The organism is Lacticaseibacillus sp. 30 (assembly GCF_053819265.1).
The window spans coordinates 25,333-50,662 of sequence record NZ_JBSOQX010000013.1; the positions used below are offsets into that span (position 1 = coordinate 25,333).

Annotated in this window: 32 protein-coding genes and 1 pseudogene; 7 read left to right on the forward strand and 26 right to left on the reverse strand. The window is 45.9% G+C overall.

From position 1 onward, the window contains the following. Window positions 1–366: 366 nt before the first annotated feature. The 8 genes and pseudogenes from ACWPAB_RS09520 to ACWPAB_RS09555 all read right to left on the reverse strand — a co-directional run bounded on the left by ACWPAB_RS09520 (window position 367) and on the right by ACWPAB_RS09555 (window position 8,356). Window positions 367–1,340, reverse strand: a pseudogene (locus tag ACWPAB_RS09520) (aliphatic sulfonate ABC transporter substrate-binding protein). After that, window positions 1,330–2,862, reverse strand: coding sequence for an AMP-binding protein (locus ACWPAB_RS09525; protein ID WP_003585619.1), 1,533 nt, complete (start codon window positions 2,860–2,862; stop codon window positions 1,330–1,332). Before ACWPAB_RS09525 ends, ACWPAB_RS09520 begins: the two are co-directional and overlap by 11 nt. Then, on the reverse strand, window positions 2,819–4,051 hold the full coding sequence (locus ACWPAB_RS09530) for an acyltransferase (protein WP_003585621.1): 1,233 nt from the start codon (window positions 4,049–4,051) through the stop codon (window positions 2,819–2,821). The genes ACWPAB_RS09525 and ACWPAB_RS09530 overlap by 44 nt, the downstream gene beginning before the upstream one ends. Further along, complete coding sequence (locus tag ACWPAB_RS09535; protein WP_003567460.1) at window positions 4,048–4,749, reverse strand: ABC transporter ATP-binding protein; 702 nt, start codon at window positions 4,747–4,749, stop codon at window positions 4,048–4,050. Before ACWPAB_RS09535 ends, ACWPAB_RS09530 begins: the two co-directional genes overlap by 4 nt. Beyond that, window positions 4,746–5,561, reverse strand: a complete 816-nt coding sequence (locus tag ACWPAB_RS09540) for an ABC transporter permease subunit (RefSeq protein ID WP_003596135.1) — start codon at window positions 5,559–5,561, stop codon at window positions 4,746–4,748. Before ACWPAB_RS09540 ends, ACWPAB_RS09535 begins: the two co-directional genes overlap by 4 nt. 294 nt (window positions 5,562–5,855) lie before the next feature. Beyond that, window positions 5,856–6,635, reverse strand: coding sequence for an ABC transporter permease (locus tag ACWPAB_RS09545; protein WP_003585626.1), 780 nt, complete (start codon window positions 6,633–6,635; stop codon window positions 5,856–5,858). 3 nt (window positions 6,636–6,638) lie between these two features. Continuing rightward, on the reverse strand, window positions 6,639–7,409 hold the full coding sequence (locus ACWPAB_RS09550; RefSeq protein WP_003585628.1) for an ABC transporter permease: 771 nt from the start codon (window positions 7,407–7,409) through the stop codon (window positions 6,639–6,641). Next, complete coding sequence (locus tag ACWPAB_RS09555) at window positions 7,406–8,356, reverse strand: ABC transporter ATP-binding protein (RefSeq protein ID WP_003585630.1); 951 nt, start codon at window positions 8,354–8,356, stop codon at window positions 7,406–7,408. Before ACWPAB_RS09555 ends, ACWPAB_RS09550 begins: the two co-directional genes overlap by 4 nt. A gap of 390 nt (window positions 8,357–8,746) precedes the next feature. Between ACWPAB_RS09555 and ACWPAB_RS09560 the strand changes: the two genes are divergently transcribed. Both ACWPAB_RS09560 and ACWPAB_RS09565 read left to right on the forward strand, forming a co-directional pair. Continuing rightward, complete coding sequence (locus ACWPAB_RS09560; RefSeq protein ID WP_235714073.1) at window positions 8,747–8,944, forward strand: DUF2785 domain-containing protein; 198 nt, start codon at window positions 8,747–8,749, stop codon at window positions 8,942–8,944. Further along, the gene (locus ACWPAB_RS09565; RefSeq protein WP_016382009.1) at window positions 8,884–9,285 is read left to right on the forward strand and encodes a DUF2785 domain-containing protein; all 402 of its coding nucleotides are present in this window, start codon (window positions 8,884–8,886) and stop codon (window positions 9,283–9,285) included. Before ACWPAB_RS09560 ends, ACWPAB_RS09565 begins: the two co-directional genes overlap by 61 nt. A 1-nt stretch (window position 9,286) precedes the next feature. Here ACWPAB_RS09565 and ACWPAB_RS09570 read toward each other — a convergent pair whose 3' ends face one another. Beyond that, window positions 9,287–10,246: a hypothetical protein gene (locus tag ACWPAB_RS09570; protein ID WP_003585632.1), complete on the reverse strand. Its 960-nt coding sequence runs from the start codon at window positions 10,244–10,246 to the stop codon at window positions 9,287–9,289. A 369-nt stretch (window positions 10,247–10,615) separates the two neighbouring features. Between ACWPAB_RS09570 and ACWPAB_RS09575 the strand changes: the two genes are divergently transcribed. Continuing rightward, on the forward strand, window positions 10,616–10,939 hold the full coding sequence (locus ACWPAB_RS09575; RefSeq protein WP_003585634.1) for a hypothetical protein: 324 nt from the start codon (window positions 10,616–10,618) through the stop codon (window positions 10,937–10,939). A gap of 165 nt (window positions 10,940–11,104) precedes the next feature. Here the strand turns inward: ACWPAB_RS09575 and rpsI are convergent, their stop codons facing one another. The 3 genes from rpsI to ACWPAB_RS09590 form a co-directional block, all read right to left on the reverse strand. Beyond that, on the reverse strand, window positions 11,105–11,497 hold the full coding sequence (gene rpsI / locus ACWPAB_RS09580; RefSeq protein ID WP_003567483.1) for a 30S ribosomal protein S9: 393 nt from the start codon (window positions 11,495–11,497) through the stop codon (window positions 11,105–11,107). Window positions 11,498–11,510: 13 nt separating this feature from the next. Beyond that, window positions 11,511–11,957, reverse strand: coding sequence for a 50S ribosomal protein L13 (gene rplM, locus ACWPAB_RS09585; RefSeq protein WP_003567485.1), 447 nt, complete (start codon window positions 11,955–11,957; stop codon window positions 11,511–11,513). 243 nt (window positions 11,958–12,200) lie between these two features. After that, window positions 12,201–12,812: a TetR/AcrR family transcriptional regulator gene (locus ACWPAB_RS09590; protein ID WP_003585637.1), complete on the reverse strand. Its 612-nt coding sequence runs from the start codon at window positions 12,810–12,812 to the stop codon at window positions 12,201–12,203. Window positions 12,813–12,891: 79 nt separating this feature from the next. Between ACWPAB_RS09590 and ACWPAB_RS09595 the strand changes: the two genes are divergently transcribed. From ACWPAB_RS09595 to ACWPAB_RS09610, 4 genes are all read left to right on the forward strand, one after another. Then, the gene (locus ACWPAB_RS09595; protein ID WP_016368159.1) at window positions 12,892–13,950 is read left to right on the forward strand and encodes an FtsX-like permease family protein; all 1,059 of its coding nucleotides are present in this window, start codon (window positions 12,892–12,894) and stop codon (window positions 13,948–13,950) included. Window position 13,951: 1 nt separating this feature from the next. After that, complete coding sequence (locus ACWPAB_RS09600; protein ID WP_003585641.1) at window positions 13,952–14,662, forward strand: ABC transporter ATP-binding protein; 711 nt, start codon at window positions 13,952–13,954, stop codon at window positions 14,660–14,662. Window positions 14,663–14,834: 172 nt separating this feature from the next. Then, window positions 14,835–15,056 carry a P8 family protein gene (locus tag ACWPAB_RS09605; protein ID WP_003567496.1) on the forward strand — a complete coding sequence of 74 codons (222 nt, stop codon included), beginning with the start codon at window positions 14,835–14,837 and terminating at the stop codon, window positions 15,054–15,056. A gap of 273 nt (window positions 15,057–15,329) precedes the next feature. Further along, entirely contained in the window at window positions 15,330–16,091 is a 762-nt protein-coding gene (locus tag ACWPAB_RS09610) for a MerR family transcriptional regulator (protein WP_003585642.1), read from the forward strand. A 93-nt stretch (window positions 16,092–16,184) separates the two neighbouring features. Here the strand turns inward: ACWPAB_RS09610 and ACWPAB_RS09615 are convergent, their stop codons facing one another. From ACWPAB_RS09615 to ACWPAB_RS09680, 14 genes are all read right to left on the reverse strand, one after another. Then, window positions 16,185–17,036 carry a DUF1129 domain-containing protein gene (locus tag ACWPAB_RS09615; protein ID WP_016380499.1) on the reverse strand — a complete coding sequence of 284 codons (852 nt, stop codon included), beginning with the start codon at window positions 17,034–17,036 and terminating at the stop codon, window positions 16,185–16,187. Then, window positions 17,029–17,364: a PadR family transcriptional regulator gene (locus tag ACWPAB_RS09620; protein ID WP_003585647.1), complete on the reverse strand. Its 336-nt coding sequence runs from the start codon at window positions 17,362–17,364 to the stop codon at window positions 17,029–17,031. Before ACWPAB_RS09620 ends, ACWPAB_RS09615 begins: the two co-directional genes overlap by 8 nt. 111 nt (window positions 17,365–17,475) lie before the next feature. Continuing rightward, the gene (gene truA, locus ACWPAB_RS09625; protein WP_003585649.1) at window positions 17,476–18,219 is read right to left on the reverse strand and encodes a tRNA pseudouridine(38-40) synthase TruA; all 744 of its coding nucleotides are present in this window, start codon (window positions 18,217–18,219) and stop codon (window positions 17,476–17,478) included. A gap of 13 nt (window positions 18,220–18,232) precedes the next feature. After that, a complete protein-coding gene (locus tag ACWPAB_RS09630) occupies window positions 18,233–19,027 on the reverse strand; it encodes an energy-coupling factor transporter transmembrane component T family protein (protein WP_016380500.1) in 795 nt (264 codons plus the stop codon). Next, window positions 19,020–19,886 (reverse strand): energy-coupling factor ABC transporter ATP-binding protein, encoded by an 867-nt coding sequence (locus tag ACWPAB_RS09635; protein WP_003567503.1) that lies wholly within the window; start codon window positions 19,884–19,886, stop codon window positions 19,020–19,022. Before ACWPAB_RS09635 ends, ACWPAB_RS09630 begins: the two co-directional genes overlap by 8 nt. Next, the gene (locus tag ACWPAB_RS09640; protein WP_003580999.1) at window positions 19,862–20,698 is read right to left on the reverse strand and encodes an energy-coupling factor ABC transporter ATP-binding protein; all 837 of its coding nucleotides are present in this window, start codon (window positions 20,696–20,698) and stop codon (window positions 19,862–19,864) included. Before ACWPAB_RS09640 ends, ACWPAB_RS09635 begins: the two co-directional genes overlap by 25 nt. A 143-nt stretch (window positions 20,699–20,841) precedes the next feature. Next, window positions 20,842–21,513: a hypothetical protein gene (locus ACWPAB_RS09645; protein WP_003585653.1), complete on the reverse strand. Its 672-nt coding sequence runs from the start codon at window positions 21,511–21,513 to the stop codon at window positions 20,842–20,844. 416 nt (window positions 21,514–21,929) lie between these two features. Beyond that, window positions 21,930–22,313: a 50S ribosomal protein L17 gene (gene rplQ, locus ACWPAB_RS09650; RefSeq protein ID WP_003567509.1), complete on the reverse strand. Its 384-nt coding sequence runs from the start codon at window positions 22,311–22,313 to the stop codon at window positions 21,930–21,932. Between the two features lie 21 nt (window positions 22,314–22,334). Further along, the gene (locus ACWPAB_RS09655) at window positions 22,335–23,273 is read right to left on the reverse strand and encodes a DNA-directed RNA polymerase subunit alpha (RefSeq protein ID WP_003567511.1); all 939 of its coding nucleotides are present in this window, start codon (window positions 23,271–23,273) and stop codon (window positions 22,335–22,337) included. Window positions 23,274–23,347: 74 nt separating this feature from the next. After that, complete coding sequence (gene rpsK, locus ACWPAB_RS09660) at window positions 23,348–23,737, reverse strand: 30S ribosomal protein S11 (protein WP_003567514.1); 390 nt, start codon at window positions 23,735–23,737, stop codon at window positions 23,348–23,350. 20 nt (window positions 23,738–23,757) lie between these two features. Next, window positions 23,758–24,123 carry a 30S ribosomal protein S13 gene (rpsM, locus tag ACWPAB_RS09665; RefSeq protein WP_016382008.1) on the reverse strand — a complete coding sequence of 122 codons (366 nt, stop codon included), beginning with the start codon at window positions 24,121–24,123 and terminating at the stop codon, window positions 23,758–23,760. A gap of 33 nt (window positions 24,124–24,156) precedes the next feature. Next, a complete protein-coding gene (gene rpmJ, locus ACWPAB_RS09670; protein WP_003567518.1) occupies window positions 24,157–24,273 on the reverse strand; it encodes a 50S ribosomal protein L36 in 117 nt (38 codons plus the stop codon). Window positions 24,274–24,300: 27 nt separating this feature from the next. After that, on the reverse strand, window positions 24,301–24,519 hold the full coding sequence (gene infA, locus ACWPAB_RS09675) for a translation initiation factor IF-1 (RefSeq protein ID WP_003567521.1): 219 nt from the start codon (window positions 24,517–24,519) through the stop codon (window positions 24,301–24,303). 143 nt (window positions 24,520–24,662) lie between these two features. Beyond that, complete coding sequence (locus ACWPAB_RS09680) at window positions 24,663–25,319, reverse strand: adenylate kinase (protein WP_003567523.1); 657 nt, start codon at window positions 25,317–25,319, stop codon at window positions 24,663–24,665. Window positions 25,320–25,330: the final 11 nt, after the last annotated feature.

Here is a 25,330-nt window from a genome sequence, read left to right on the forward strand (position 1 = left end):
ATCCTAACATGTCGGATCACTTGCAGATGAAGGTCCGCTCTTCTTCGACCAAAAGTGAGAGGTTGTTTTGTTCAGCGGCAGTCGTTCAATGATCAATTGATTTGATGGAAAGGGATTTTCAAGGCCGAGGTTCGCTTAATTCTGTTTTTGATTTCAGAGACAATGAAAAGGTACATCAAGGCCATTTTCATGCATAACCACAGATTGATGCTGGAAAAATGCCAGAAGCACTCAGCATTGAAAAATGTCCCGTTAAAAAAATAGTTGTGATTGCTGTATGATGCCATGGTCCCATCAAAAAAGACTCCCTGAGATATTTCATCTCAAGGAGTCTTTTTTATCCAGCAAGTCCCGGGCTGCAACTGATCAGTCGCTACCACTGACTAATGTTGTCTTCATATCCACCTTCTCGGTCACAACACCTTCTTGATAAAAGGTATTCGCGATTTGATTTTCTTCATCGACAATGCTGCTATCTGCTTTAACGAGCGCCATGGCATAAGTTCGGCGTTCAACCATTTTTTGAATCACAGCGTCTGATAGTTTCAAGGTTTTACTGAGCATGGCAATGAGTTGTGTGTGGTGATTATTGGCCCACGTCATATCATCGTTGATATAGGTTGTCAGCAATTTGCTTAGCGCGGTGTGAGTTTTGGCATAATTTTGGGTTGAGATCAGGAAGTCACGATTCTTTGCCAAGCCGGTGCCGTTTGTCAGCAACTTGGCCCCTTGATTGACTTGTGCTGTTGCCGTATACGGATCCCAAGTGACCCAAGCATCCACACTGCCTTTTGCAAAAGCGACCGATGCTGAACTTTGATCCATATTCACTAATTTAACATCATTGGTGGACAAACCTGCCTTTTTAAGGCCTGAATAATCAAGTATTGGGCGGCAGTGCCTTTTTGATAGGCGATCGTCTTGCCTTTCAATTGCTTGAGATTGGTGATCTGGCTGTTCTTACCAACAAGAATACCGCTGCCATATTCCTTGGTGGCACCAGCAGCAATCAGCGCAATATCCGTGCCAGCAGCTTTTGCTGTCACTGGCGGCGTATCGCCAACGCGAGCGTAGTCGATCGCCCCACTTTTCAAAGCAGTCATGAGCGCAGCACCATCAGAAAACTCCTTGAAGACGACTTGATAGCCTTTTGCTTTCATTTTTTTGATTAACTCACCGTGCTGGCGGGCAATGTCGACAGGATCGGCCTTTTGGTAGCCGATCGTGACTGTTTCCAGATCACTGGCCGCCGTCGTGGTCTGCGTATAGCCATAGACGGCAACACTAAGCCACATGATTAAGCCGATCACCAAGAACCAAAGGTGTTTTTTATGCTTCATAGGCTTGTCCGCCTTGCATCAGCTGTTTGCGCAGTTTCGGTCGGATTACTTTCCCAGTTGCATTGACCGGAAAGGCTTTGACAAAAACGACATCGGTTGGACATTCATACGCTGCCAAATGCTGGCGAGCGTAATCGATCAAGGCGGCTTTGGCTTTCATTGGGTCGCCGGTCACGTTTTGGCGAATGACAACCGCCGTGACTGCTTCGCCATAAAGTGCATCTGGCAAACCAATCACCGCTACTTGAGCAACCCAGTCTAACTCATTAAGGATATTTTCGACTTTTGCCGGGGCAACCTTTTCACCACCGCGATTGATCATTTCCTTACGACGGCCTTTGACAAACAGATAGCCATCTTCGTCTAAATAGCCAAGATCGCCAGTGAGGAACCAATCGTCTTTGAAAGATTCAGGATGCGGTTCGAGATAATCGTGAATGACGTGATCGCCGCGAAGAGCAATTTCACCTTCAACATACGGTTGCTGGCTCAAAGAACCGTCCGCCAGCATCAGTCGCAGTTCTGTACCCACCGGCTTGCCGGCAGACCCAATTTTTGGTGCATTAATTGGATTTAAGGTACTCTGACTCGCCGTCTCAGTCATGCCATAACCTTCGAGAATCTGCGTATGAAAATACGTCTGAAAGGCTATCAACTTATCTTCTGGCAATGCAAACGAGGAACTGCGGACGAATCGCAAATGAATGTCAGGGTGATAAGCTTTCAAGGCGTTTTCGTTCATGAGCAAAATCGAAATGATTGTCGGCACAACTGAAACCCACGTGACATGGTTGTCTGCGATGAGCGGCCAGAATTTGCTAGCGGAGAACTTCGGTGCGATGACAAGTTTGCCACCTGAAAGTCGGGTAGCCAAAACCGAAATCACCTGCGCATTGATGTGAAACATCGGCATCACGACCATGGCGATATCATCAGCTGATAAGGCATGACTTTTGGCATCGTGTTGGGCCGCATTCAACAACATGCGATGGGTTAAGCCCACGCGTTTCGGCTTGCCAGTTGTGCCCGAAGTGTTGAGGATCAAAGCCAGATCCTCTTCTTTTGGCCGTTTCTGCGGCGCGTTTATGCGATACGCAAGCTGACTGGCATCAGTTAAAATCGCTAGCGCTGCGATAGTATGCAGACGAAGCCGACTGCACGGCACCAATGGTTCTGCCAGCTTTTCGCCAACATCAGGCAAGGTTATAACTGCCTGATAGTGATACAATGACCATTCCGCCTTCAGTTCTGGCAACGGGGTCGCGGCAGCAATCGGATGGACAACCGCACCAATCTCCCAAAGTGCCTGATTTAACGCCAGATGGACGGGAGCGTTTGGCAAAGCGACAAGAATCTGATCCCCTGCACCGATTTTCAGTTTATTCAACTGGTCACGCAAGACTGCGACGTCCTCTTCAAGATCGCGCCCAGTATACCAAGTATCGGCAGCGACTGATTTCACAATTGGGTAATCACGCTCATTTATTAGATTCTGAGACAACAGATCGGTGAGTTTGCTCATGATTCAAGACTCCTTTCGATGAAACTGACAAGGACTGCGGACGGCCAATCAGCCACCCAAACGGCGCGATCCGGTGGCATAGCCAAGCAATGGTAAATGAAACAGCTAGAATAAAGATATAGCCGATTGGTAGTAGTAAGATCAACATGCCATTGCTAAAACCACCGAGACTCAACAAGCCGCCTAACAGGCTAATAGCAATGGTTTGACAAAGATAAACGCCGAAAGAAACTTGGGCACCATGACCGATCAGTCGTGCCAACCAATGTTCGGGTCGCTTCGTATGCCAGACCGCGTATCGCTGGCCTAATACGAATACAAAAGCGATCATCACGACATCGTAGATCAACATATAAGGTTGGTGCGGCGAAACAGCGGCGTTGTGACCAAAGTTCAGAACTTGTTTGTTAAAAACATAGAGACCAATGGTGCCAATACTGAGACTCAAAGCACCCCAGCCGATTAACACCTGATGGGCAAGAAGCCATTGCTTGACCTTTTCATAGTGCATGCTGACGAGTCCACCGCTAATGAAGAAGAACTGATAGGTGAAAACATTGACCCCATAGGCCTTAAACCACCATAACCAGTTGCTTGTGTTGACATGTGGCAACCCATACTTAATGCCGATGACTAGCAGCATTTGAACGCCGAAGCTAGCGACGACTAACCTGATATGATGACCAGCCGTCCGTTTAAATAGCCACAGCATGGCTGGAAACAATAGATACAATTGTAAGGTGACCAAAACGTAGTAGAGGTAAAACTGATCGCCATGCAGCAAGGCACTGAGATAGTCTGGCCAGAAGTTGGCGATGGTAAAGCCGCCAACACCAAGCAGTACTGAACCTGCCAATAATAAAGTGTTCCACAAGACGTAAGGTACGCCGACTGTTGTGAAGCGTTTTTTGTAAAACAGCGGCCAATTGCGCTGACGCCGGTAATACACCATCGTCAATACCAAACCGGTCATAAACATGAAACCCATTCGCGTAAAATGAATCATTAAATGTGTGGCTAAGAATCCAGTACTGATTAAACCGCTGGATGTTTGATGCTGAAATGCCGTTGTCGTGTGATTCAACAGCACCCCTGCAATAAAAATCAAACGCATAAGATCAATTTCATATAGATAAGGATGCTTAACTTTTTTCGGCTCGCGCCGCTCGCCGTCATTCGCCTGCTTCATGTTGTCACCGGCTCAGACACAATCGCGTTCAAAACTCGCGCCGCTGTGTTCGCAATTTTCTCTGGTGATTGACCACGAGCACCGCTTGTTTCGTATGCCAGCTTGCCATCTTTGACAACCACAATGCGATCGGCCATGCGTGCAGCTTCATTAACATCATGCGTGATGAGCAAACTGCTTAAATGCTGTTTTGTGAAAATATCAAGGATCAGATCCTGCATATGTTGCCGCGTCAAGGCATCTAATGCGCCAAGCGGTTCATCGAGCAACAGTAACTGCGGCTTAGCTAACAACGCTCGCGCCAACGCCAGCCGCTGCTTTTGACCACCTGAAAGTTGCACGGGATAACCATCGCTTTTGTCAGCAAGGCCAACTGCTGTTAACAGTGACTTAGCTTGTTGCACGATAGCGGGATCGTGTGACCGAAAAGAAACGTTGTCCAAATTGGTTAACCACGGCAGCAAGCGATCATTTTGAAACATCATCCGCATGACCAGTCCATTTTGACGTTGGATGTCACCGGCAGTCGGCGGCTCGAGTCCTGCGATTAGGCGAAGAATGGTGCTTTTGCCGCCGCCACTCATGCCGACCAGTGCCAAGAATTCACCAGGGTACAAATTAAGATGAATGTCATGCAAGACAGTTTTATCGTTATAGGTTTTTTTAATCTGACGTAAACTAATAATTGGATCAGTCATGCCTCGACACCTCCTTGACGCCAACTAAGGAAGACTTTTTCTAAACTTTTCGCAATGAGGTCGGACACCTTGCCGAGCAATGCGTAGATCAAAATACAAAGCAGGACGGTGTCCATCCGCATAAATTCTTGTGCATTCGTTGCCATGTAGCCTAAGCCGGAACTCGAAGAAATGGTTTCTGCGACAATCAATGTGGTCCACATCACGCCGAGCGCGTACCGCACACCCATCAAAATGTTGGGTAAAGCCCCTGGAAAAATAATTCGCGTGAACAAGTCGCGCTTTGAAAGACCATAGGCATGCCCCATTTCAAGCAATTCTGGATTGGCCGTTGTTATACCTTGATAAGTATTGATGTAGATCGGGAACATGACCCCGATTGCCACCAACGATATTTTGGCCGATTCGCCAATGCCGATCAGAATAATCAGCAAGGGAATCAAGGATAGATGCGGAATGTTGCGAAGCATTTGAATCGGACTATCTAATAAGGCTCGGATTGGTCTGACCAAACCGTTCATCAGGCCAAGTACAAATCCGATACTGCCACCGATCGCAAACCCAGCTGTTGCACGATACAGGCTAATCGCAATATTTTTTGGCAATTCGCCACTTTGCCACAAGGTGATGCCATCTTGAATCACCGTTAAGGGTGCCGGAAGTAAGGAACTCGTGAGCCAGTTAAAACTGACCGCGGCTTGCCATCCAGCCAGTAATCCCAACGGCACGATCCAAGGCAGTACCTTGAACCAATTGATATGTCTTTTGGTCCGCGGCTTTGGCCGTTGCGTGAGTGTCGTGACTTCTTGCATCAGGGCCATCTCCTTTAAGTTGATGGTGTTCATACTAACGAGAGCAACTTAAAGCTGACTTAACTCCATTTGAAGAGTTTATGACCTAATCAGCATAAAAAAATGCCCTTTCAGCACGAATCATCAGCTGAAAGGACCGAAAGTTTGTCTAAAATGGTTCTTGACCAAAAGGAATTCATAATCAATAACATGGCGAGCACATTTGAGTTTTAAATCATTTAGCTTAATTCTGTCACTTCAAAATTTAAAAACGGGCATCAGGTGTTGGATGTCGCAAATGATTTTCGCCTTATTTTACGTGCCTGTACTTTGATATTTCACCAGAAAAAGCCGCCATAGTTGATAAACGAGGGTGAAGAAAGCAACCGAGATGCCAACAACCAGAATAGCAAAATACCAGCGGCCATCGTCAATGACCGTTGATTGCGGAATAGCGGCCACCCAACCTAATGGTAAAAACCAAGTGAGGATCATTTTTAACGGCGTATTGTAAATGGAGAGCGGATATTTTGAAAATTCAAAAAAGTCATAAACTGTCTCCGATAAATCTGCTAACCCTTGTGACAACAACGACACCATCCCGCCTAGTAAGGTTAAGGATAAGAAGATTAAAGAAGTGGCACAGCACATCAGCAGGACCAGCAAGAAAATAAGTAAAGGCATGTGCGAGCTGAATGCAATCGTGGTCAAAATCAGTACGGATATCGCCAAGTCACCCCAAGCATCTTCATCAAAACTTTCATTCAACAACTGGAAAAGCGGATTGACAGGTTTAACCAACAAGCCGTCAAACTTTCCTTTTCGCACATAATCCGCAATATTCAGCGTATTAATGAAAAAACAGCGAAAAATCGCAAATGAGGTGCTGGCAATGGCATACGTCGTCAACAGTTCCGTAAACGTATAGCCCTGAATCGTCGGGACTAACAAATATAAAAAGCGAAGTGCCGCAACATTGATCAAATTTTGAATCATCATGCCAGCAATTGAAAAATAAAAATCAAAATCGTAAATGGCTAATGATTTGAAATTAATTTTGAAATAGGTTAACAGTAAGCGCGCATATCTCGTCATCAGCTAACCTCCCTGAACCACAACACGTTGGATCGCTATTTTCAGCTGCAAGTGATAGACACCAAATAACGTGGCAATATAGAGGCTCTGCATGAACAATGTCGGCCAAAAGTCGGCAGCCTGCTGCTGTGATAACAACTTACCAATCGCACCGAACGCGTATTGAAATGGCAAAAACTGTGCGATTGTTTTCACCGCTGCTGGGTAAAAATTCACTGGAAAAACATTTCCCGACACGGCCAGCAGAACAGCAGCTTTAAACGTATTGATACCCCAAATGCTATAGGTGTAGAAAGAAAATAACCCTATGATCGCCTCGAGTTCAAAATACAGTACATATCCAAGCATGACCGCCATCACCAACAACGGTAGCGTCTGCCACGCAAGCGCTGACTGCCTCACCGCGACCAATAGGATGACATCAGGGATACCGATAAAAATCAACTTGCCAAATGAATAACCAACACTTTCCCAAAAATAATGGGTCAGTAACGGCACTGGCCGCAATAACAGGCGGGCGATATTACCTGTACGGATATCGTCGTGGATAGCAAAGCTAGTTTTCGGAAAGACAGCCGTCAATAGTTGCATGAAAATCAAATAAGTGATCGTTTCGGCAAAAACGGCACTTGGTCGATGCCGTAAAACACTTTGCCACAGAAAAAACATCACGGCAATCGAAATTAAATTGCCAAATAAGTAGAAGCCAAACGCATAGCGATTGGCGACACTCCTTTTCAAACCAATTCGAATCATCATCAGTCTTAACGTCATTGGCCGCCACCTGTTGTCAGTCCTGATGAAATGACATATTCTAAGCGTTTATTCGCAATCGTCACAGAAGCCAGCTCGGTTGTCGCGATGAGTCGCCTCATAAAATCTTGAACCTCTTTAGAAGATAGTCCCGCAACTCTAAAATTGCCATTGGGTAGTGTCTGCACCCCAACGTCAGCAAGAGCCGCTGGCAGATTAGCTGAATCAACGAGTGAAAATTCAATCTGTGATGGCGTCGCGATTTTTGCCAAAGCTTGTGCGGAAATGTCTGTCAACAGTTTTCCGTGATCAAGAATTAAAATGCGTGAGCAAATTTTTTCAACATCCTCAAGATCGTGCGAGGTGTACAACAAGGTCTTGCCTTCGACTTGTTGTAGGAACTTAACGATTTTTTTCTTAGTGACCACATCAAGGCCAATAGTTGGTTCATCCAAAATGATCAGCTCCGGATCATGAAGCAGCGATGCCATCACCTCCGCTTTCATCCGCTGACCTAAGCTTAACGTTCTAACCGGTTGCTGCAAAAAGTCTTTTGCGTCCAATAATGATGTTAAATGCTCAACCCGCGCTAAAAAATCTTCTTTTGAAATGCGATAAATCTCTTTGTTTAATAAAAACGTATCATAAACCGGGAGATCCCACCTAAGCTGACTGCGCTGCCCGAACACGATGCCAATGTGTTGCGCATTTCGCTGCCGATATTTTGTCGGATCTCCCGAAAATGTAGCAAGTGTCCCATTGTCCGCCCGCAAAATCCCCAACATCATCTTGATCAGTGTTGACTTTCCCGAACCATTTAAGCCGACAATGCCAACTTTTTCACCTGGCTCAACGGCAAAGCTGACATCATCAACCGCCGTGAAAAGTGTACGTTTCTTTTTAACAACGCCAATTTTTGCTACTTTTACGTATTGTTTAGTAACATGGTCTACCTCGATAAGCGCCATGAAGCTCCTTCTTTCGTTCAAATCCATGTGACCCCAATGTTAGTGTCAATAAAGACATTTGTCCGTTTTTGCTCAGCTTCATCGTGCTTCCTCCTTAGGCTTTAAAAGAATAACTCCTGACATGTGTACTTTAGTAGATTACAGAACGTTGTTTGCGCCGTCAAATAAAATCACTCGATTAAAGGCGAACATTGGCGGTTTATTATGCTTAGAATGTTTTTAACATGAATTAATCACATTTTTCATATCAAGACTTTTCTGTTGTATAATTCTAACTTTAATTTTTCAATGAAAAATACTACCCGACTTAAATGTCACTCCCATATTTTCGAGTAAAAAAATCTAACTACTGAAAAAGTGTTCACTAGAACCTTCACCGCCTTATTAAAGGTGATTTTGTTAGAAACCGATAGCAGCAAACCATTTCTAACTGACAAACAAATCCAAACTTGGATAGATTGGGTCCTCAAGTATCTGCAGGTCGAAACCGATTGGCGCGGTTATGTTTCGATAAAAAGGCTGGGCGCATGGCATTCATTGCCCATGGCAGTGATTTGCTTGCAGCGGCAGCCGCTCATCCTAAGATAACCACAGCGCAGCTTCAGCAGGCGTTGGATGTCGTCGCTAATGTCTTAGCTCAACAAAAAAAGCCCTTCCTAGACGATGAGGAAGAGAGGTTAGCCATGATCGTTTTACGTGTTAGTCAAAATCCAAACCATGCAACTGGCAGCATCAGCCGCTTTTTTAACGAGACCGACATTATTCGCTGGACTGATTATACAGAGCATCCGCATAACAACGAAGCTTATTATCGCGTCTCGTCGTGGAAGCGCCTGATGATGACGTTGTATTTTATGGCACCGTCTATGCAGCCAACACTGTTGCCGCTGGTGACAAAGTATTTTCAGAAGATGGGTTATCTCGATTAGGTTATGGGTTTGTCCCGTCCGCGCCGGAACTTACCTGCCCGTCTATACCAGTATTACCCGTCGCACTAGATGATTGATTGCCGCCGTCAGTTCCTGTTGACGAGCCTTGATCTGACGCTCCAGTACCAGTACCACTATTGTCGGCATTCGGCGTAGTTGTTGTTCCTGCGCCGCTATTATCCGTCACTGACCCGGAGTTACCGCCATTATTATTCGGCGCATACCAACTATTCCAAGTGTTGTTATACCCATATCCACCAGAGCTTGTACCTGTGCCTGTCTGCCCGTTACCAACGTTACCTGACTGGCCGGTTTCAGCAGATTGCCCACTAGCTGATTGGTCAGTCTGATCCTGTTGGCCTTGCACCTCAGAAGCTGTATTGCTACTCTCAGCTGTTTGACTAGCCTGACCTTCATCCTGCGTCATCTGCCGTAAGCGTTCAGCATAGCGTTCACTCAGATGCTGAATCTCAGTACTTAAAGTCTTAAAATTCTTATCATTGTAGACAATATCTCTCTGTGTATTAAGCACATCGGTTAAAGCATTTAACCCAGCGAGCTTCGCCTGAAGGTCTTTCTTCTTGATGTCTTTCAATTGGTCATCAGTCAGCTTATTTTTCTTCAGGCTCTTTTGATTCTTGTCAGTAAAATAGGCCTTTTCCTTGTTGATGAGTTCCTTATAAAGCGCTATGACCGGCTGTTTTCTATCTGCACGCAGCGAATACGCCTCACTACGCGTCTCAAGATTCGCCAGTGCCTGCAATCGTTTGGCATCATCCTTCAGCGCCACATTCTTTTTATGTTGTGCTCTTATAGCGGTTAATGTTTGATCAACCTTAGCATTGCGCGCTTGAATCGCTTGTTCAGCTTGCGTTTTGTTATGTCTTGCGACCCCAAAAATGAGTGCCGCAATCACGACGACCACGGCCAAACTAATTAAGACCAGTTTTCTCCTTTTCATCACTCAATCAAAATATGTAGATCACACACGGCGATCTATCTATTTTTTCCTCCAAAGTTTTATAGTTTAACGATTCCCCAATAAGTTAGTACCCAAATAGGTTTAATCCCAAGTTGTGCAAAGTTCTTTTACTAATTCTACCATGTGAAGTTTTAAAATGTTATAGGCGTCCATAAATCTTGCTTTCAGAAATCAGCATGCTTCAGTGCTTGCCATAGTTGCTGCCCTCGTGATACATTTTTGATGAGTACTAGCATGAGCTTTTTCATTTAACAAACAGCACAGTCATTCTTCCTTCCACAAATGGAACCTCAAAATAGCACAACTATTTAAACAAATAAATCCGACAATCCGAATGTGAGGATACTGATGAAAGCGACTTATAAAGATCAATCCGCCGAAGTTTGGGAAATTAGTAAAAACAACGAATTCCCTGACTGGGTCAAAGAAGCTTTTGAAAAGAACTACCTTGTTTGGTTGGATGACCGACTTCGCATTCTAATGGCCGGTTTATTTCCGCCAATGATCGAAAGCTTACAGCATGAGAAAGCCAGTGTTTTTCGCGTTCAAGGCGTTCAGTTTGGGGTCGTGACCATTGGCTATCTAGGTGACTATTTGGACGTCACAAATCACCGCGTCGTCTCTAAGCAGCAGTTTGCTAAGCAGTATCGAATTGAAAAAACAGGTGACTAATTTTAATCCCACATTAAATAAAAACGCATGTGAACAGACTAGTTCAGACTAGATGATCACATGCGTTTTTTAACTTCAAAATCAGCTGATTATTTTTTCAGCGCAACAAAAAACACCTTCCCGAAAATCAGGAAAGTGTTGAGACGCCAAATGTTGATCGAATGATTAACGCTTGGAGAATTGTGAAGCTTTACGAGCCTTCTTCAGACCGTACTTCTTCCGTTCCTTCATACGAGGGTCACGGGTAAGCATGCCGGCCTTCTTCAATGGGCCGCGGAAGTCTGGATCGACGGTCAACAGGGCACGGGCAATGCCGTGACGAGTGGCGCCGGCCTGACCAGAAAAACCGCCGCCATTGACGTTAACGAGCACGTCATAGCTGCCAGTTGTTTCGGTGATACCGAACGGCTGGGATAAATCAGTGATCAGGTTTTCATATGGAAGGTAGTCGCGAACGTCTTTACCGTTCATCGTGATCTTGCCGGTGCCGGGAACCAAACGGACCCGCGCAACGGAGTTCTTGCGACGACCTGTACCTGCGTATTGTACTTGTGCCACAGTAATTGCCTCCTTAGATTAAGTTTGAAATGTCGAGTACTTCTGGCTTCTGTGCCAAATGCGGGTGTTCCTCCCCAGCATAGACATGAAGCTTCAAGAATTGCTGATGGCCAAGTGTATTCTTGGTCGGGAGCATCTTCTTAACAGAGTATTCAACGAGACGAGCTGGGTTATCCCGCAAGAGATCCCCAGCGATTTCATGTTTCAAACCACCTGGATGCTGGCTGTGGTGATAGTAAATCTTGTCTGAGGCTTTTTTGCCAGTCAACTTCAGTTTGGAAGCATTGATAATGATGACATTGTCACCAGTATCAACGTTTGGGGTGAATTGCGGCTTATTCTTGCCACGCAAGATCGAAGCAACGACAGATGAGAGACGGCCCAGCGGAATATCCGTTGCGTCGACCACATACCACTTACGTTCGATTTCACCTGGCTTAGCCAAAAATGTTGTACGCACGATTTGTTTCCTCCATAATTCTGTGCTTGTTTGAACACGTTAAGTTTCCGGGGCTTATCGTGGGGCAAACAATACCAGCTACTAGAATACCAACGATTGGCGTCTAAGTCAATGTAAAAATCGCAAAACGATCGCCGTGAAACTGTCGACTGCTCAGCAAACCAGTAGTGCCGAACCGCCTTATCTGGAACAGCTTTCTCATGCTATGTTTTTGAAAGGACGCACCATCATCCAGCACACTTATCAGTCTTGCTGGATAGTTCCTTTCTGTTGGACCCCTGTACAAAACATTTGCAACGCGCGATCAAGCGATAATTGGCGTTTGAATGTTATCCGGTTGCTAGTCGGACGCTCATTTGGTTGGAGATAAATTGATAGGACTGTCAAAAAATACAACGTCACTTCCCGAATTTGGTAATCCGGCGCGAGTCGTTGTTTAAAAACGGTAAAGAAACTGTCTAAGGGATTCAACAGGCCTTTTTGCCACGCTTGAAACACTTTGAATCGCGCTGCTTCATTTAAGTTGCCAATATCATGGAGCACCAACTGCAAGTTCATATCATTGTCGTCGGTTAACAAATGGCCCAGCCGATTGACGTTGGCGACAAAATGTTGACTATCTGTTTGTTCATGCACGATTTTTGCGGCCATTGCTTCACTTACATGCATGACAACAGCAAGGTACAAGGCCTCTTTAGTCTTGAAATAGTGGTAAAGCAACGGTTGCTGGACACTAGCAGCGTCGGCAATCATCCGCGTTGTGACCGCAGCATAACCGTGCGTCATGAATAAAGTTTGTGCTGTCGTCAAAATGCGTTGCATGGTTGCTTTTTTCTGCAGTTCACGTTGATTCATTTTTTAAGTCCTTTTCGTTTATCATTCGATAAATGAGTGATATTATAATTGTGCAAAATCAAATCTGGAGGTGAACAAGATGTTCCTTGCCTACAAAGAGATTACGCACAACAAGGCCCGTTACCTTTTGGTGGTGGTAACCTTTGTACTGATTTCCTACCTAGTTTTCTTTCTGACTGGCCTAGCAACCGGTTTAGCGCGGAACAACCGAACCGCGATTGATGCCTTAGCAGGTAACTATGTGCTCATGTCAAAATACGCAAATAAAAATCTGTTAAGCTCGACTGTCACTAAGCAACAAGTCGACCAAGCAGACACTCATCAGGCAGCGCTGCTTGGTCAAGTGTCCGTTGTCGCCGAAAACACCAAGACGAATCAAAAGGTGAACAGTAATATTTTTGGTGTCAATCTTAGTGGCAAGTTGAAGCCACCTGTCACCAGCGGCCGAATGCCCGAGCACAGCAATGAGGTACTGGCTGACGACAGTGTTCTTCATTACGGCCTCCATCAAGGTGACCATATCACGCTCAATGGCAGCGATCAAAAGTATCACATTGTCGGGCTCACCCATGATCGCCTTTTTTACACTGTACCTGTATTCTACACAACTTTAACGACTTTTCGGCAATTAAAATACGGCCAAAGTCGTATCCAGAACGTTTCGGTTTTGATTAGCCCGCACGCCTTCAAAAAGGTGCCCGCCAAAATGGAGCAAGTCACCCGGGCAACGTTGATTAACAACATCCCCGGTTATACCGCCGAAACTTCGACGTTTGCCTTGATGATTGGTGCCATGATTGGCATTATGTTGCTCATTATCGGGATTTTCATGTACATCTTGACGATCCAAAAAATCTCGATGTATGGCGTCATGCGGGCGCAAGGTATCCGAACGCGTGCCATCATCGCCGCATTATTCTGGCAAATCCTAATGCTCGCTGTGGTAGGCGTTGCGGTGGGGGCAGGCTTGTTGATGCTGACTGAGCTGATACTTCCCAAAACAATGCCATTTTATGCCAATAGTATCCTCTTTTTCAGCATTGCGACGGCGTTAATCGTCATGTCGCTTATTGGTGGACTATTTTCACTTCGACGCATTTTACGAATTGATCCATTAGCAGCGATTGGAGGCGAATGAGATGGCAATTCTTATTCAGTTGAAACAAGTTAGTAAAACTTACGGTACTGGCCATACCGCGGTCACAGCTCTGTACCCGACCGATTTCACTTTAAAGGCCGGTGAATTTGCGGCCATCATTGGCCCTTCAGGTTCAGGCAAAACAACTTTGCTGACGATTATCGGCAACCTGCAACGCCCAAGCAACGGTCAGATTATCGTCAATCATCAAGACACCACCCATTTGAATGAAGGCCAACGAACCAATTTACGCTTCAATACGTTTGGTTTTATTCTACAAGCTAGCAATTTGATTCCTTTTTTAACCGTCAAAGATCAGCTCACCTTAGTTGATCGGTTCAATCATCATCATAAGCATGAAACAACCATGTCGGCACTTTTTGACATGCTTGGCATTAGCGACTTGGTTACTAGTTACCCTGCAGCTTTATCTGGCGGCGAACGGCAACGCGTTGCCATCGCGCGAGCATTGTACAACGATCCGTCGATCATCCTCGCCGACGAGCCAACTGCCAGTCTCGACACTAAGCGCGCTTTGCAGGTCGTTCAGTTGTTAGCAGATATCGCACACCATTCTCAACGCGGCGTTATGATGATTACCCATGATACACGCTTACTTGATGCTGTCGACACCGTTTATGAAATGCGCGACGGTCGTTTAAAGACGTTAACTGACGAAGGAATGCGGAAAATAAAGGCAAGTGCCATCTAAAAGGTGATGTCGTAAACGCGCTGACTGTTACCAGCTAGCGGCTAGCAACGAAGAAACACCCCAAAAATTAGCACTCAATTAAAAACAGTGCTAAAAATTTGCACCATCTCCTAGTAAAAGGATTATAATGAACTTGTATCAAAAATGAGTATAAATCATGGAGGTAATCATTATGGCATCAGTAGATCCTGAAAAGACATTGTTTCTCGATGAACCAATGAACAAGGTATTTGACTGGAGCGACAGCGAAGCACCTGTACGTGATGCGCTGTGGGATTATTACATGGAAAAGAACAGCCGCGACACCATTAAGACTGAAGAAGAAATGAAGCCAGTCTTAGATATGTCCGACGACGAAGTCAAAGCTTTGGCCGAAAAGGTCCTCAAGAAGTAACCATCGTCAAACAACTGAATATCATGAACCGCGGATCGCACTATCGGGTCGCGGTTCTTTTTTTGCAAATTTTAGGAAGTCCTCCCCGCCAAATAATTAATTTCTTTTGCGCTTGACCCTGACCTTACGTCACGGTTTATTGTTATAGTTGATTAAGGGAGCGCGCGAACCAACTCGGTTTGAAACCGGCGTATAAGCGACTTCAAGGACATCGGCCGGGTCTTGGCCATTGCCCTTGGAAGTGTCTGGTTGAGCGCGTTTAGGAGGCAAGTGATGACCTATTCTACAAAACAACTAGCCGATTTGGCTGGTGTGACACCACGAACATTGCGCTACTATGACAAGATTGGCTTGCTGAAAACGCAACGTGATCCTGATAATCAGTATCGCGTTTATACCCAGGCTGAGGTTGATCGTCTGCAAACCATCCGCTTCTTACAATTATTTGAGATGCCACTTGCCCAAGTGAAGGTGCTGCTAGACGGTCCTGCTGAAAACTTAACCGCCGCTCTCAAGCAACAACGCAAACGCATCACTGCCAAACGCGATCAACTAAGCTTACTGCTCACTACCCTTGATCAAACTTTAGAAAAAGGAGTCGATACAATGACTGATGACGAAAAATTTGCCGCTTTTAAAGATCAATCCATCAAAGCAAACGAACAACAATATGGTGAAGAAATCCGGCAACAATATGGGAATGATATTGTCGAAGCCAGCAACAAAAAGTTCCGCGATATGTCACAGGCGCAGGTCGCGCAACTAACTGCCCTACAGCAGGAAATTTTGGATGCCTTAAAGCCGGTAGTTGGCACCACCGATTTCAATACCCCGGAGGCAAAACGCGTCTTCAAATTGCACAAACAATTTCTACAAATGACCTGGCCTTCTGAACAATACTCACAAAAAGCTCATCGCGGTTTAGCTGCGATGTATGTTTCCGATCCACGATTTAGCAAGTATTACGAAGACGGCACCGGCAAAGCCGGGGCGGCTGAAACGTTAAATGCGATTGTGCGGCACTATACGCGGTAATCACAATGATGTTCTGCCTTACCTGATTGATTCGTCAAAAAGCACCAAAGCGTTTGTGTTACATGCTTTGATGCTTTTTTCTTTGGCTTAGATTTAGGATGATTCTTTTTTACGTACGATATAAATATTCCATACGACTAATATCACAATGGTCATGACCACCGCCACTGCGAAGATAACACGTCCCATTTTTGTGTAGACGACAACCCCTGCATACGCCAATCGCTGAAGTATCACGCCAATCCCCATAACCACCGTTACCAAAGCGATTAAGCGAAACTCTGACGGCATTTTAACCCAAAAATACAATGCACCAAGAATTGTGATAAGAACAATTAGCCCCACATCCCATGGATATAAAATTTTGATACCAAATTGACTTGGTATTTCCTCTAGCCAAATCCAAGCAGCGGCCCCACCTGCAAACACCAACGCCATTAAAATACCAGCCGAGAATCGCTTCCAAGATCGATGAGTTGTCGACACGGTGTAGAAATTGACTATCCATAAAATTAGTGCTAAACAGATTCCCTCAATAAAGGCAACTCCCAAATACTTCCAGGGGTTCAGAATCATGGCTTGATCATCGCGCCCATTACCGCCACTCAAGAAGAGATATAGCCAAGAAATGCCGACAACAATCCCGATTAGTTCAAGGCGCTCCCGCAAACTAATCTTCGGCATTTGCGTGAGCATCTCATCGGCCATTTTCTTGGGCTTTTTCCCAAAAAAATTTGACGCTGAGATGCCATCTTTTGAAGCATCCACCAGATCCTGTGCCATTGTATAAAGTGATTTTTGAATTGCCAGCTCATCGCGTGAAAAGGCCTTTTTAGTGACTAAATATAATTGTAAATCTTCAAAGTATTGTTGATCATTTTTTGACAAGGACTGTATTAATTGATTTGTTTGATCACGATACCACTGCGAACTGTGTTCACTCATCAGCGTCATCCCCTTTATGTAAAACTGTAGCCACCTGCACAACCAACTGCTGCCATTGTCGCTCAAAGGCAGCAAGGCTTGTTCTACCTTGCTCAGTGACATGATAGTATTTTCGGTCTGGGCCCTCAGGCGAAGGACGCATGCGACTGGCTAGATCACCATTTTTTTCAAGCTTTGCTAGCAAAGGATAGATTGTACCACCCATAACCGAATTGAATCCAACCTGCTGTAACGCTTGAATCAACTCGTAGCCATATATCTCTCCTTTAGCCACAATGGCAAGAACACATCCTTCGAGGACACCTTTCAATAACTGGCTTTGCTTCAATTTACACCTCGCATAACTAGGTTGTTTTACTAACTAGATAGTAGCATGTGTTCACTATGTTGTAAAGCTATCTAGCTAAAGCAAAAAAAGCCAACGCCGCAGCGTCAGCCTCTAATAATAAACTTCCTTCAAGTACAGCCCTGATGCTGGTGCGGTGCCGCGTGCTTGTTGACGATCTTTGACTGCAAACAAACGCTGAAAGTCGTGAACATCACGCCGCCCATTACCAATTTCAAGCGCTGTCGCAACGAGAATCCGAACCATGTTGTAAAGAAAGCCATTGCCATAGAATTCAAAAATAATTTCGTTTGTCACTGGATCTTCTCGAACAGTTGCCTCATAAATCGTCCGAACTTTATCGACAATCACGCCGCCACTGGCCGCAAAGCTTGTAAAGTCGTGTGTGCCGACTAGGTCCTTCAATGCCACTTCAATTCGTTGCACATCAAGTTTGTAAGGATAATGACCAGTATATAGGCGGTTAAACGGATTTGTATAGTAACCACGAGCCACTCGGTACAAATACCGTTTGCCTTTAGCGGAATAGCGGGCATGAAAATCGGCATCAACGATTTCAGCTTTAAGAATTTCGATGTCTAATGGCATCAACGAATTCATCGCTTTCAGCATCGACTCAGCCGGAATATTTCCCGGGTAATCAAAACTGATCACCTGACCTAAAGCGTGAACACCAGAATCAGTTCGGCCTGAACCATCGACATGCACTAGCTGCCCCTTCGTCATTTTGGTTAAAGCTTTTTGCAGCACACCTTGGACTGTGCGCTGTTTTGGTTGAACCTGATAGCCAGCAAAGTTGGTGCCATCATAGGCCAGTGTTACCTTGTAATGCGTCATGATGTCCCTTCTATTAAGCACGCAACAACAGCAACAGACCGGTTAAAGCAAGCATCCCGCCTGCTGCAACCCAGTCGCGCCGATGATAGCGTAGGATACGGTACTTCGTTCGGTCATCGCCGCCTTGGTAGCCACGCGCTTCCATAGCAGTAGCCAATTCATCGGCAGTCGTAAAGCTTGAGACAAATAGTGGAATTAGCAACGGTACAACAGCCTTCATCTGCTGGAAAATGTTACCTTCACCGAAATCAACACCACGGGCACGCTGCGCATTCATGATTTTGGTCGTTTGATCCATCAGCGTGGGTACGAAGCGCAAGGCAATCTGCAAAACCAAAGCCAGCTCGGTTACTGGTACGCGGATGACGCGCAGTGGCTTCAACAGGCTTTCCACCGCATCAGCTAGCGACAGCGGCTGAGTACTCAAGGTGAGCAAAGTGGACATGAAAATGATCAACACAAACCGGACAAAGATAAAGGCTCCGTTTATCAGACCAAATTCAGTAATCCATAACCAGCCCCAATGCCAGTAAACCGTACCACCACGAACGAATAGCACCTGCAGCACAACCGTAAACAAAATCAGCCAAATCAGTGGGCGAACCCCCTTAAGGAAGAAGCCGATTTTGATACCTGATAGCCAAATCATGAACAGTGTCGCTACAAACATCATTAGGTATGTCTGCCAATTATTGGCTAAAAAGACAATCCCAATATAGTAGAAGCTGGCGATAAGTTTGGTTCGCGGATCTAATCGATGAACCCACGAGTCGCCGGGAATATAGCGGCCTAGCAGTAATTTATCCACGCTGGCCACCTCCAATTTGCGGCACCAATTGATCCGCCAACTCGCTTTCAGTTAGCGGTTGTGGATCAAAGTGGAACCCCTTAGCTGCTAATTGTTGCGCCAGTTGCGCCGTCTTTGGCAGCCCTAGCTGATTAGCTTTTAACCAAGCTGGGTCAGCAAAAATCTCTCGCGGTGTTCCTGTTTTGATTAACTTGCCTTCTGCCATGACCCAAACTGTATCCGCATAGTCTGCCACATCATCCATTTGATGTGTCACCAACACGATCGTTTGTCCTTGCTCGCGGTGCAATTGTTCAAACATTTGCATCATCTCATGGCGTCCTGAGGGGTCCAGGCCCGCCGTTGGCTCGTCCAGTACTAATACCTCCGGCTGCATCGCCAACACGCCTGCAATCGCAACACGACGCATCTGACCACCAGACAGATCAAACGGCGACTTTTCCAACACATCATGCGGTAAGCCAACCATTTTGACCATTTTATCGGCCAAAGCTAAGGCATCTTTTTCGCTAACCCCAAAATTTTGGGGGCCAAAAGCGATATCCTTAGCGACTGTTTGTTCAAACAACTGATTTTCCGCAAATTGGAAAACCATCCCGACTTTTTGCCGTAGCGGCTTGAGGTTCTTATTGTTAGTTTCATTGGTAATGACCTTGTCGCCAATCGTCACCGTGCCGGAAGTTGGTTTCAACAACGCGTTCAGATGTTGCAGAATGGTTGATTTGCCAGAACCGGTGTGACCGATAATTGCCGTATAGCTGCCGTCTCGAATAACCCCGCTCACATCTTTAATGCCATCACCAGCGAAAGGCGTACCTGCCTGATAGGTAAAGCTCACATGGTCGAATGTAATGTCCACAGGTAGTCTACCAACCTTTCATTGTCCATATAGTCTTTTGGCATCGCAATGCCGCGCTGGGCCAAAGCATCTTTCAGCTTCTCCGAGTATGGAACATCCAATCCCAGTCGTAATAATTCCATCCCATGCGAAAAGATCTCGCTTGGGGTACCAATCTCATTAATTTTGCCATCATTCAAGAGAATAATCCGGTGCGCTTCCGCCGCTTCATCAATATCATGTGTAATTGAAAGAACCGTCAACCCAAGTTCGTCTTTCAATTCCCGAATAACACCCAATACTTCTTGCCGACCAGCTGGGTCCAGCATTGATGTGGATTCATCTAAAATAATAATTTCCGGTCGCTGAGCCACGATGCCAGCGATGGCAACCCGCTGTTTTTGACCGCCAGACAACCGTGCCGGTTCCCGATCGGCAAAAGCCGTCATGCCAACACGATCCAAGGCCTCGTCAACTCGCTTAATCATCTCCGGTCGCGGGACGCCACGATTCTCTAAGCCAAAAGCGACATCATCTGCGACTGTCGCACCGACAAACTGATTATCAGGATTCTGAAAAACAATGCCGACTTTGGCGCGAATATCCCAAACGGTTTCTTCACTCAACGTCATGCCTGCTACCTGCACAGTACCGGATTCCGGTGCCAGCAAACCATTTAGATTTTTGGCAAGGGTACTCTTCCCACTGCCGTTGTGCCCGATGATCGCCAGCCACTCACCCTTGGCCACATCAAATGAAACATCCGTCAGCGCTTGCTGTTTGGCTTCAGGATAAGTGTAATTCAAATGTTGAACACGAATGACGTTGCCCACGATGCCCCTTCTTCCTACGCTTTGTATACCGGATAATGATACCATATTTTACTTAGCCGATGGGAGTTAGGCTCCCCTTGTCTTGCAGTTACTCGGCAATGTCAGCATGTGTGAAAATCGTACACACATGAAAAACAGGTTTGTTAGAAACTTTTTTTAACGATGTCGAGCTTGGTACTTAGAAGTGCAAAAAAAGTGCTTAATATCAAACCACCTATTAATAACATCCAAGCTTGTACACGCATCGGAGTCGCATTCAACATCACCATGCCAAATTGACTGTTACCATTCACGATCAATTGATTAGTGTGCATTGTCATCAGCAAAAGCACAAGGAAAATGACTGTTAAATACCGAGAACCGTTCACAAACAGTCCTGCATATGCGGCGCCGATCCCGACTGGCATAATGACAACAAAACTAAGCATTGCCAGCAGCAGAAAGCCGTCAAGTGAGTGTGGTTTCGTCAACCAAGACAGTGGATACCATTGAGCAAGAAGCAAAATGATGACCCAGAAAATCGTTAGTGGTATAAGTGTTTTGGGCAATGCAGGGGGTAGTTTTTGCTTGCGATATTGTCGTCCCGTCAGATAACCACTTAACATCGATATGAGCCAAGCATATGACAGCCATTGCACAGTAACGCTGCCGTTAGCAAGGTGATCCACTCCCGGCATCAATAAACCACCTGTGCTGCCATTTGGTGGTGTTAACAAGACCAACAGGAGAACCCAAACAATGGCAATCAGTGACCAAATGCCGATGACACATAATCCAATCTGCCATGGTGCTCTTTGTTTAAGCCAATTGTGCATGTTGTTAACCTCCGTTATTTTGCAGTATACAGGAAAAACCGCCAATTTTGGCGGTTTTCTGCGAGGTTTTTCAGGTTTTCTGTGGTTCATGCTATTGTAGGAATGTTCTATCCTTGACAATACCATTGAGCTTCTGCGCGTTCTATAACGCGCTCGCAGTCGCAGAAACCTACGTGTAAGGACTTTGGTCGCAATGGCCAAAACCCAGCCATCACGACCAAAGCCACTTACACTCCGGTTTCTACCCGGGCTGGCTCGCGCTTCCACAAAAAAAATCATTTAATGATGGAGACAACCGGTTGCCCGGTGCTCTCAAGCTAGACTAAGCAGGAACTGGGCCTGCCATCATCGTAACGCTCCATCGATCAAATGATCAAAGTTGGTTGACCGCGTGGGCCATCCATTTTTAACTGTGTTTAGACGAGCTCAATGATAACCATTGGTGCACCGTCACCGCGACGTGGCGCAGTCTTCAAGATGCGGGTGTAACCGCCCTTGCGATCTGCGTATTTTGGTGCCAAGTCACTGAACAGCTTTTGCAAAGCGGACTTCACAACAACACTGTTGTCATCTTGTTCCTCGACACTCGCGATTTCATTGCGAACGTAAGCTGCTGCTTGGCGACGGGCGTGCAAATCGCCGCGTTTGCCCAAAGTAATCATCTTTTCAGCAGTTGAACGAACTTCTTTAGCGCGGGCTTCAGTCGTGACGATCCGTTCATTGATCAAAAGATCAGTGGTCAGGTCGCGCAACAATGCCTTACGTTGTGAGCTGGTCCGCCCTAATTTACGGTAACTCATGGATTGGCCTCCTTTTCGAAATTAGTCTTCTTTACGCAATCCTAAGCCGAGATCTGCCAACTTGTTTTTAACTTCTTCAAGTGACTTACGACCTAAATTACGTACTTTCATCATATCGGCTTCTGTTTTGTTGGTTAACTCCTGAACTGTGTTGATCCCAGCACGCTTCAAGCAGTTGTAAGAACGAACGGACAAGTCAAGCTCTTCGATAGTCATCTCAAGCATCTTTTCCTTGTGAGTCTCTTCTTTTTCAACCATGATTTCAGCGTTCTTGGCTTCATCCGTCAAATTGACGAAGATGTCCAAGTGTTCTGTCAGGATCTTCGCTGCTAAGCTGATGGCTTCTCGTGGTGAGATTGAGCCATTAGTCCATACATCCAGCGTTAACTTGTCGAAATCATTCCGACGGCCAACACGGGTGCTTTCAACTTGATAGTTAACCCGGCTGATCGGGGTGAAAATCGAGTCGATCGGCAAAACACCGATTGGCATGTCATCAGACTTGTTTTGGTCAGCTGCCACATACCCGCGACCCTTTTTAACGGTCATACGTACATGGAAGTGCCCGCCATCTGCAACAGTACAGATATACTGTTCAGGATTTAAGACCTCAACATCAGGATCAGCGACGATATCAGCAGCAGTTACCTTAGCCGGACCGTTGACATCAATTTCGATGTTCTTGTCTTCATCAGTGTTCATTTTGAGTGCCAATTTTTTGATATTCAAAATGATCTGGGTCACATCTTCCAGCACACCGTCAATCGTGGAGAACTCATGTAGTACCCCGTCGATTTGGATGCTGCTGATAGCTGCCCCAGGCAATGAAGAAAGAAGGATCCGCCGCAACGAGTTACCTAAAGTAGTACCGTAGCCGCGTTCCAACGGTTCAACCACAAACTTGCCATAGTTGGTGCTTTCGTCAACTTTGGTAATGTTCGGCTTTTCGAATTCGATCATCTAGTTTGTACCCCTTTCAAAACGAGAAGTGAAGATTTGTCTGCCTGACCGTTAAAGCGGCCGAAGGGTAACAATTAAACACGACGACGCTTTGGAGGACGAGAACCGTTATGCGGAACCGGTGTAACATCACGGATCGCAGTAACTTCAAGACCAGTTGCCTGAAGTGAACGGATCGCAGCTTCACGGCCAGAGCCTGGGCCCTTAACCGCAACTTCAACCGACTTCATGCCATGTTCCATTGATTCCTTTGCAGCAGCTTCAGCAGCCATCTGCGCAGCAAAAGGCGTCGACTTACGACTGCCTTTAAAGCCGAGTGCACCAGCAGAGGACCAAGCGATCGCATTGCCGCGAGGGTCCGTGATCATTACTAAGGTGTTGTTGAATGTTGAGTGGATATGAGCCACGCCAGATTCAACGTTCTTGCGGACACGGCGCTTCCGCGTAGTTTTTCTACCTGCCATCGATCAATGACCTCCTTTAATTATTTTTTCTTACCTGCCATGCTTGCTTTCTTCCCTTTACGGGTGCAAGCATTGTTTTTGGTGTTTTGCCCACGAACTGGCAAGCCACGACGATGACGGATGCCGCGATATGAACCGATTTCCATCAATCGCTTGATGTTCAGGTTTACTTCACGACGAAGGTCACCTTCAACCTTAACGGAGTCTAAGGCTGCACGAATCTTGTCTTCTTGTTCTGGGGTCAGGTCATCTTGACGAACGTTTTCCGGAACACCGGCATTCTTGAGGACCTTTTGAGCGGTTGTCTTGCCAACACCATAAATATAGGTTAAGGCAATGACGATTTGCTTACCACGTGGTAAGTCGACACCTGCGATACGAGCCATGTACAATGACACCTCCTATTGAATTAGTTTGTATTATCCCTGACGTTGCTTATGCTTTGGGTTTGCAGAGCAGATAATCATGACCCGGCCTTTACGACGGACCACTTTGCAGTGCTCGCACATCTTTTTAACAGATGGACGTACTTTCATGAGAATTTAGCCTCCTTGAGTTGGCAACTACTTGAAACGGTAAGTGATTCGGCCTTTGGTCAGATCATATGGGGAGAGCTCCACCGTTACCTTATCTCCTGGTAAAATCCGGATATAGTGCATGCGAATTTTACCGGAAACATGGGCGAGGATCTCTGCGCCGTTTTCAAGTTTGACTTTGAACATCGCGTTGGGTAAGGTATCCGTCACGGTGCCTTGGATCTCAATTACATCGTCTTTTGCCACGAAGTGTTTCCTCCTAAAAATTATTGGTTCTATTAACGCGCGAAAAGGGTGAGGCCGATTGGCACTCACCGCATACCGCGATATTGTACCATAATTCTTCGACTTTGAAAACAGTCATGAGGGGCGTGCAATCGTCCAAGCACTTACTTTGCCACAGCAGCCAAAATCGCTTTGATCTCGGCAAACACCTTATCAATGTCCTGGTCGCCATTAACCGTGTGAAGCAGGCCCTTCTTTTCATAGAAGTCCAACAGCGGTGTGTTCATTTCGATGTTTACCTTGAGCCGATTTTTAACCGTTGCCGGTTTGTCATCTTCACGCTGGAAGAATTCATGACCGCCGCAACGATCACAAGTGCCGGCAACCTTTGGCGGGTTGTAGATTTTGTGATAAGTCGCGCCGCATGTCTTGCAAATAAAACGGCCAGACAAACGATCGACTAATTTTGCAGGTGCAACATCGATATTGATGACAGCATCTAACGGTTTCTTCAGATCGGCTGTAATCGTTTCGAGTGCCTCTGCTTGTTGGATGGTGCGCGGGAAGCCATCAAGCATATAACCAGCATCGGTATCAGATTCAGCGAGTCGTTCCTTGACAATGCCATTCGTGACCGAGTCCGGTACGAGTTGACCCTTATCAATGAAACCTTTCGCTTCTTTACCTAATGCGGTACCAGCAGCCATCGCAGCTCGGAACATGTCACCGGTTGAAATATGTGCAATCGGATAAGTGTCTTCGATCCGTTCTGCTTGAGTACCTTTCCCTGCACCGGGAAGTCCCATTAAAATGAGATTCACGTTGCATCCTC

Coding starts and splice junctions, on each gene's coding strand:
- ACWPAB_RS09525 (WP_003585619.1), bottom strand. CDS start 2,862: ATGAGCAAACTCACCGATCTGTTGTCTCAGAATCTAATAAATGAGCGT.
- ACWPAB_RS09530 (WP_003585621.1), bottom strand. CDS start 4,051: ATGAAGCAGGCGAATGACGGCGAGCGGCGCGAGCCGAAAAAAGTTAAG.
- ACWPAB_RS09535 (WP_003567460.1), bottom strand. CDS start 4,749: ATGACTGATCCAATTATTAGTTTACGTCAGATTAAAAAAACCTATAAC.
- ACWPAB_RS09540 (WP_003596135.1), bottom strand. CDS start 5,561: ATGCAAGAAGTCACGACACTCACGCAACGGCCAAAGCCGCGGACCAAA.
- ACWPAB_RS09545 (WP_003585626.1), bottom strand. CDS start 6,635: ATGACGAGATATGCGCGCTTACTGTTAACCTATTTCAAAATTAATTTC.
- ACWPAB_RS09550 (WP_003585628.1), bottom strand. CDS start 7,409: ATGACGTTAAGACTGATGATGATTCGAATTGGTTTGAAAAGGAGTGTC.
- ACWPAB_RS09555 (WP_003585630.1), bottom strand. CDS start 8,356: ATGGCGCTTATCGAGGTAGACCATGTTACTAAACAATACGTAAAAGTA.
- ACWPAB_RS09565 (WP_016382009.1), top strand. CDS start 8,884: ATGGCATTCATTGCCCATGGCAGTGATTTGCTTGCAGCGGCAGCCGCT.
- ACWPAB_RS09570 (WP_003585632.1), bottom strand. CDS start 10,246: ATGAAAAGGAGAAAACTGGTCTTAATTAGTTTGGCCGTGGTCGTCGTG.
- ACWPAB_RS09575 (WP_003585634.1), top strand. CDS start 10,616: ATGAAAGCGACTTATAAAGATCAATCCGCCGAAGTTTGGGAAATTAGT.
- ACWPAB_RS09590 (WP_003585637.1), bottom strand. CDS start 12,812: ATGAATCAACGTGAACTGCAGAAAAAAGCAACCATGCAACGCATTTTG.
- ACWPAB_RS09595 (WP_016368159.1), top strand. CDS start 12,892: ATGTTCCTTGCCTACAAAGAGATTACGCACAACAAGGCCCGTTACCTT.
- ACWPAB_RS09600 (WP_003585641.1), top strand. CDS start 13,952: ATGGCAATTCTTATTCAGTTGAAACAAGTTAGTAAAACTTACGGTACT.
- ACWPAB_RS09605 (WP_003567496.1), top strand. CDS start 14,835: ATGGCATCAGTAGATCCTGAAAAGACATTGTTTCTCGATGAACCAATG.
- ACWPAB_RS09610 (WP_003585642.1), top strand. CDS start 15,330: ATGACCTATTCTACAAAACAACTAGCCGATTTGGCTGGTGTGACACCA.
- ACWPAB_RS09615 (WP_016380499.1), bottom strand. CDS start 17,036: ATGAGTGAACACAGTTCGCAGTGGTATCGTGATCAAACAAATCAATTA.
- truA (WP_003585649.1), bottom strand. CDS start 18,219: ATGACGCATTACAAGGTAACACTGGCCTATGATGGCACCAACTTTGCT.
- ACWPAB_RS09645 (WP_003585653.1), bottom strand. CDS start 21,513: ATGCACAATTGGCTTAAACAAAGAGCACCATGGCAGATTGGATTATGT.
- rplQ (WP_003567509.1), bottom strand. CDS start 22,313: ATGAGTTACCGTAAATTAGGGCGGACCAGCTCACAACGTAAGGCATTG.
- ACWPAB_RS09655 (WP_003567511.1), bottom strand. CDS start 23,273: ATGATCGAATTCGAAAAGCCGAACATTACCAAAGTTGACGAAAGCACC.
- rpsK (WP_003567514.1), bottom strand. CDS start 23,737: ATGGCAGGTAGAAAAACTACGCGGAAGCGCCGTGTCCGCAAGAACGTT.
- rpsM (WP_016382008.1), bottom strand. CDS start 24,123: ATGGCTCGTATCGCAGGTGTCGACTTACCACGTGGTAAGCAAATCGTC.
- rpmJ (WP_003567518.1), bottom strand. CDS start 24,273: ATGAAAGTACGTCCATCTGTTAAAAAGATGTGCGAGCACTGCAAAGTG.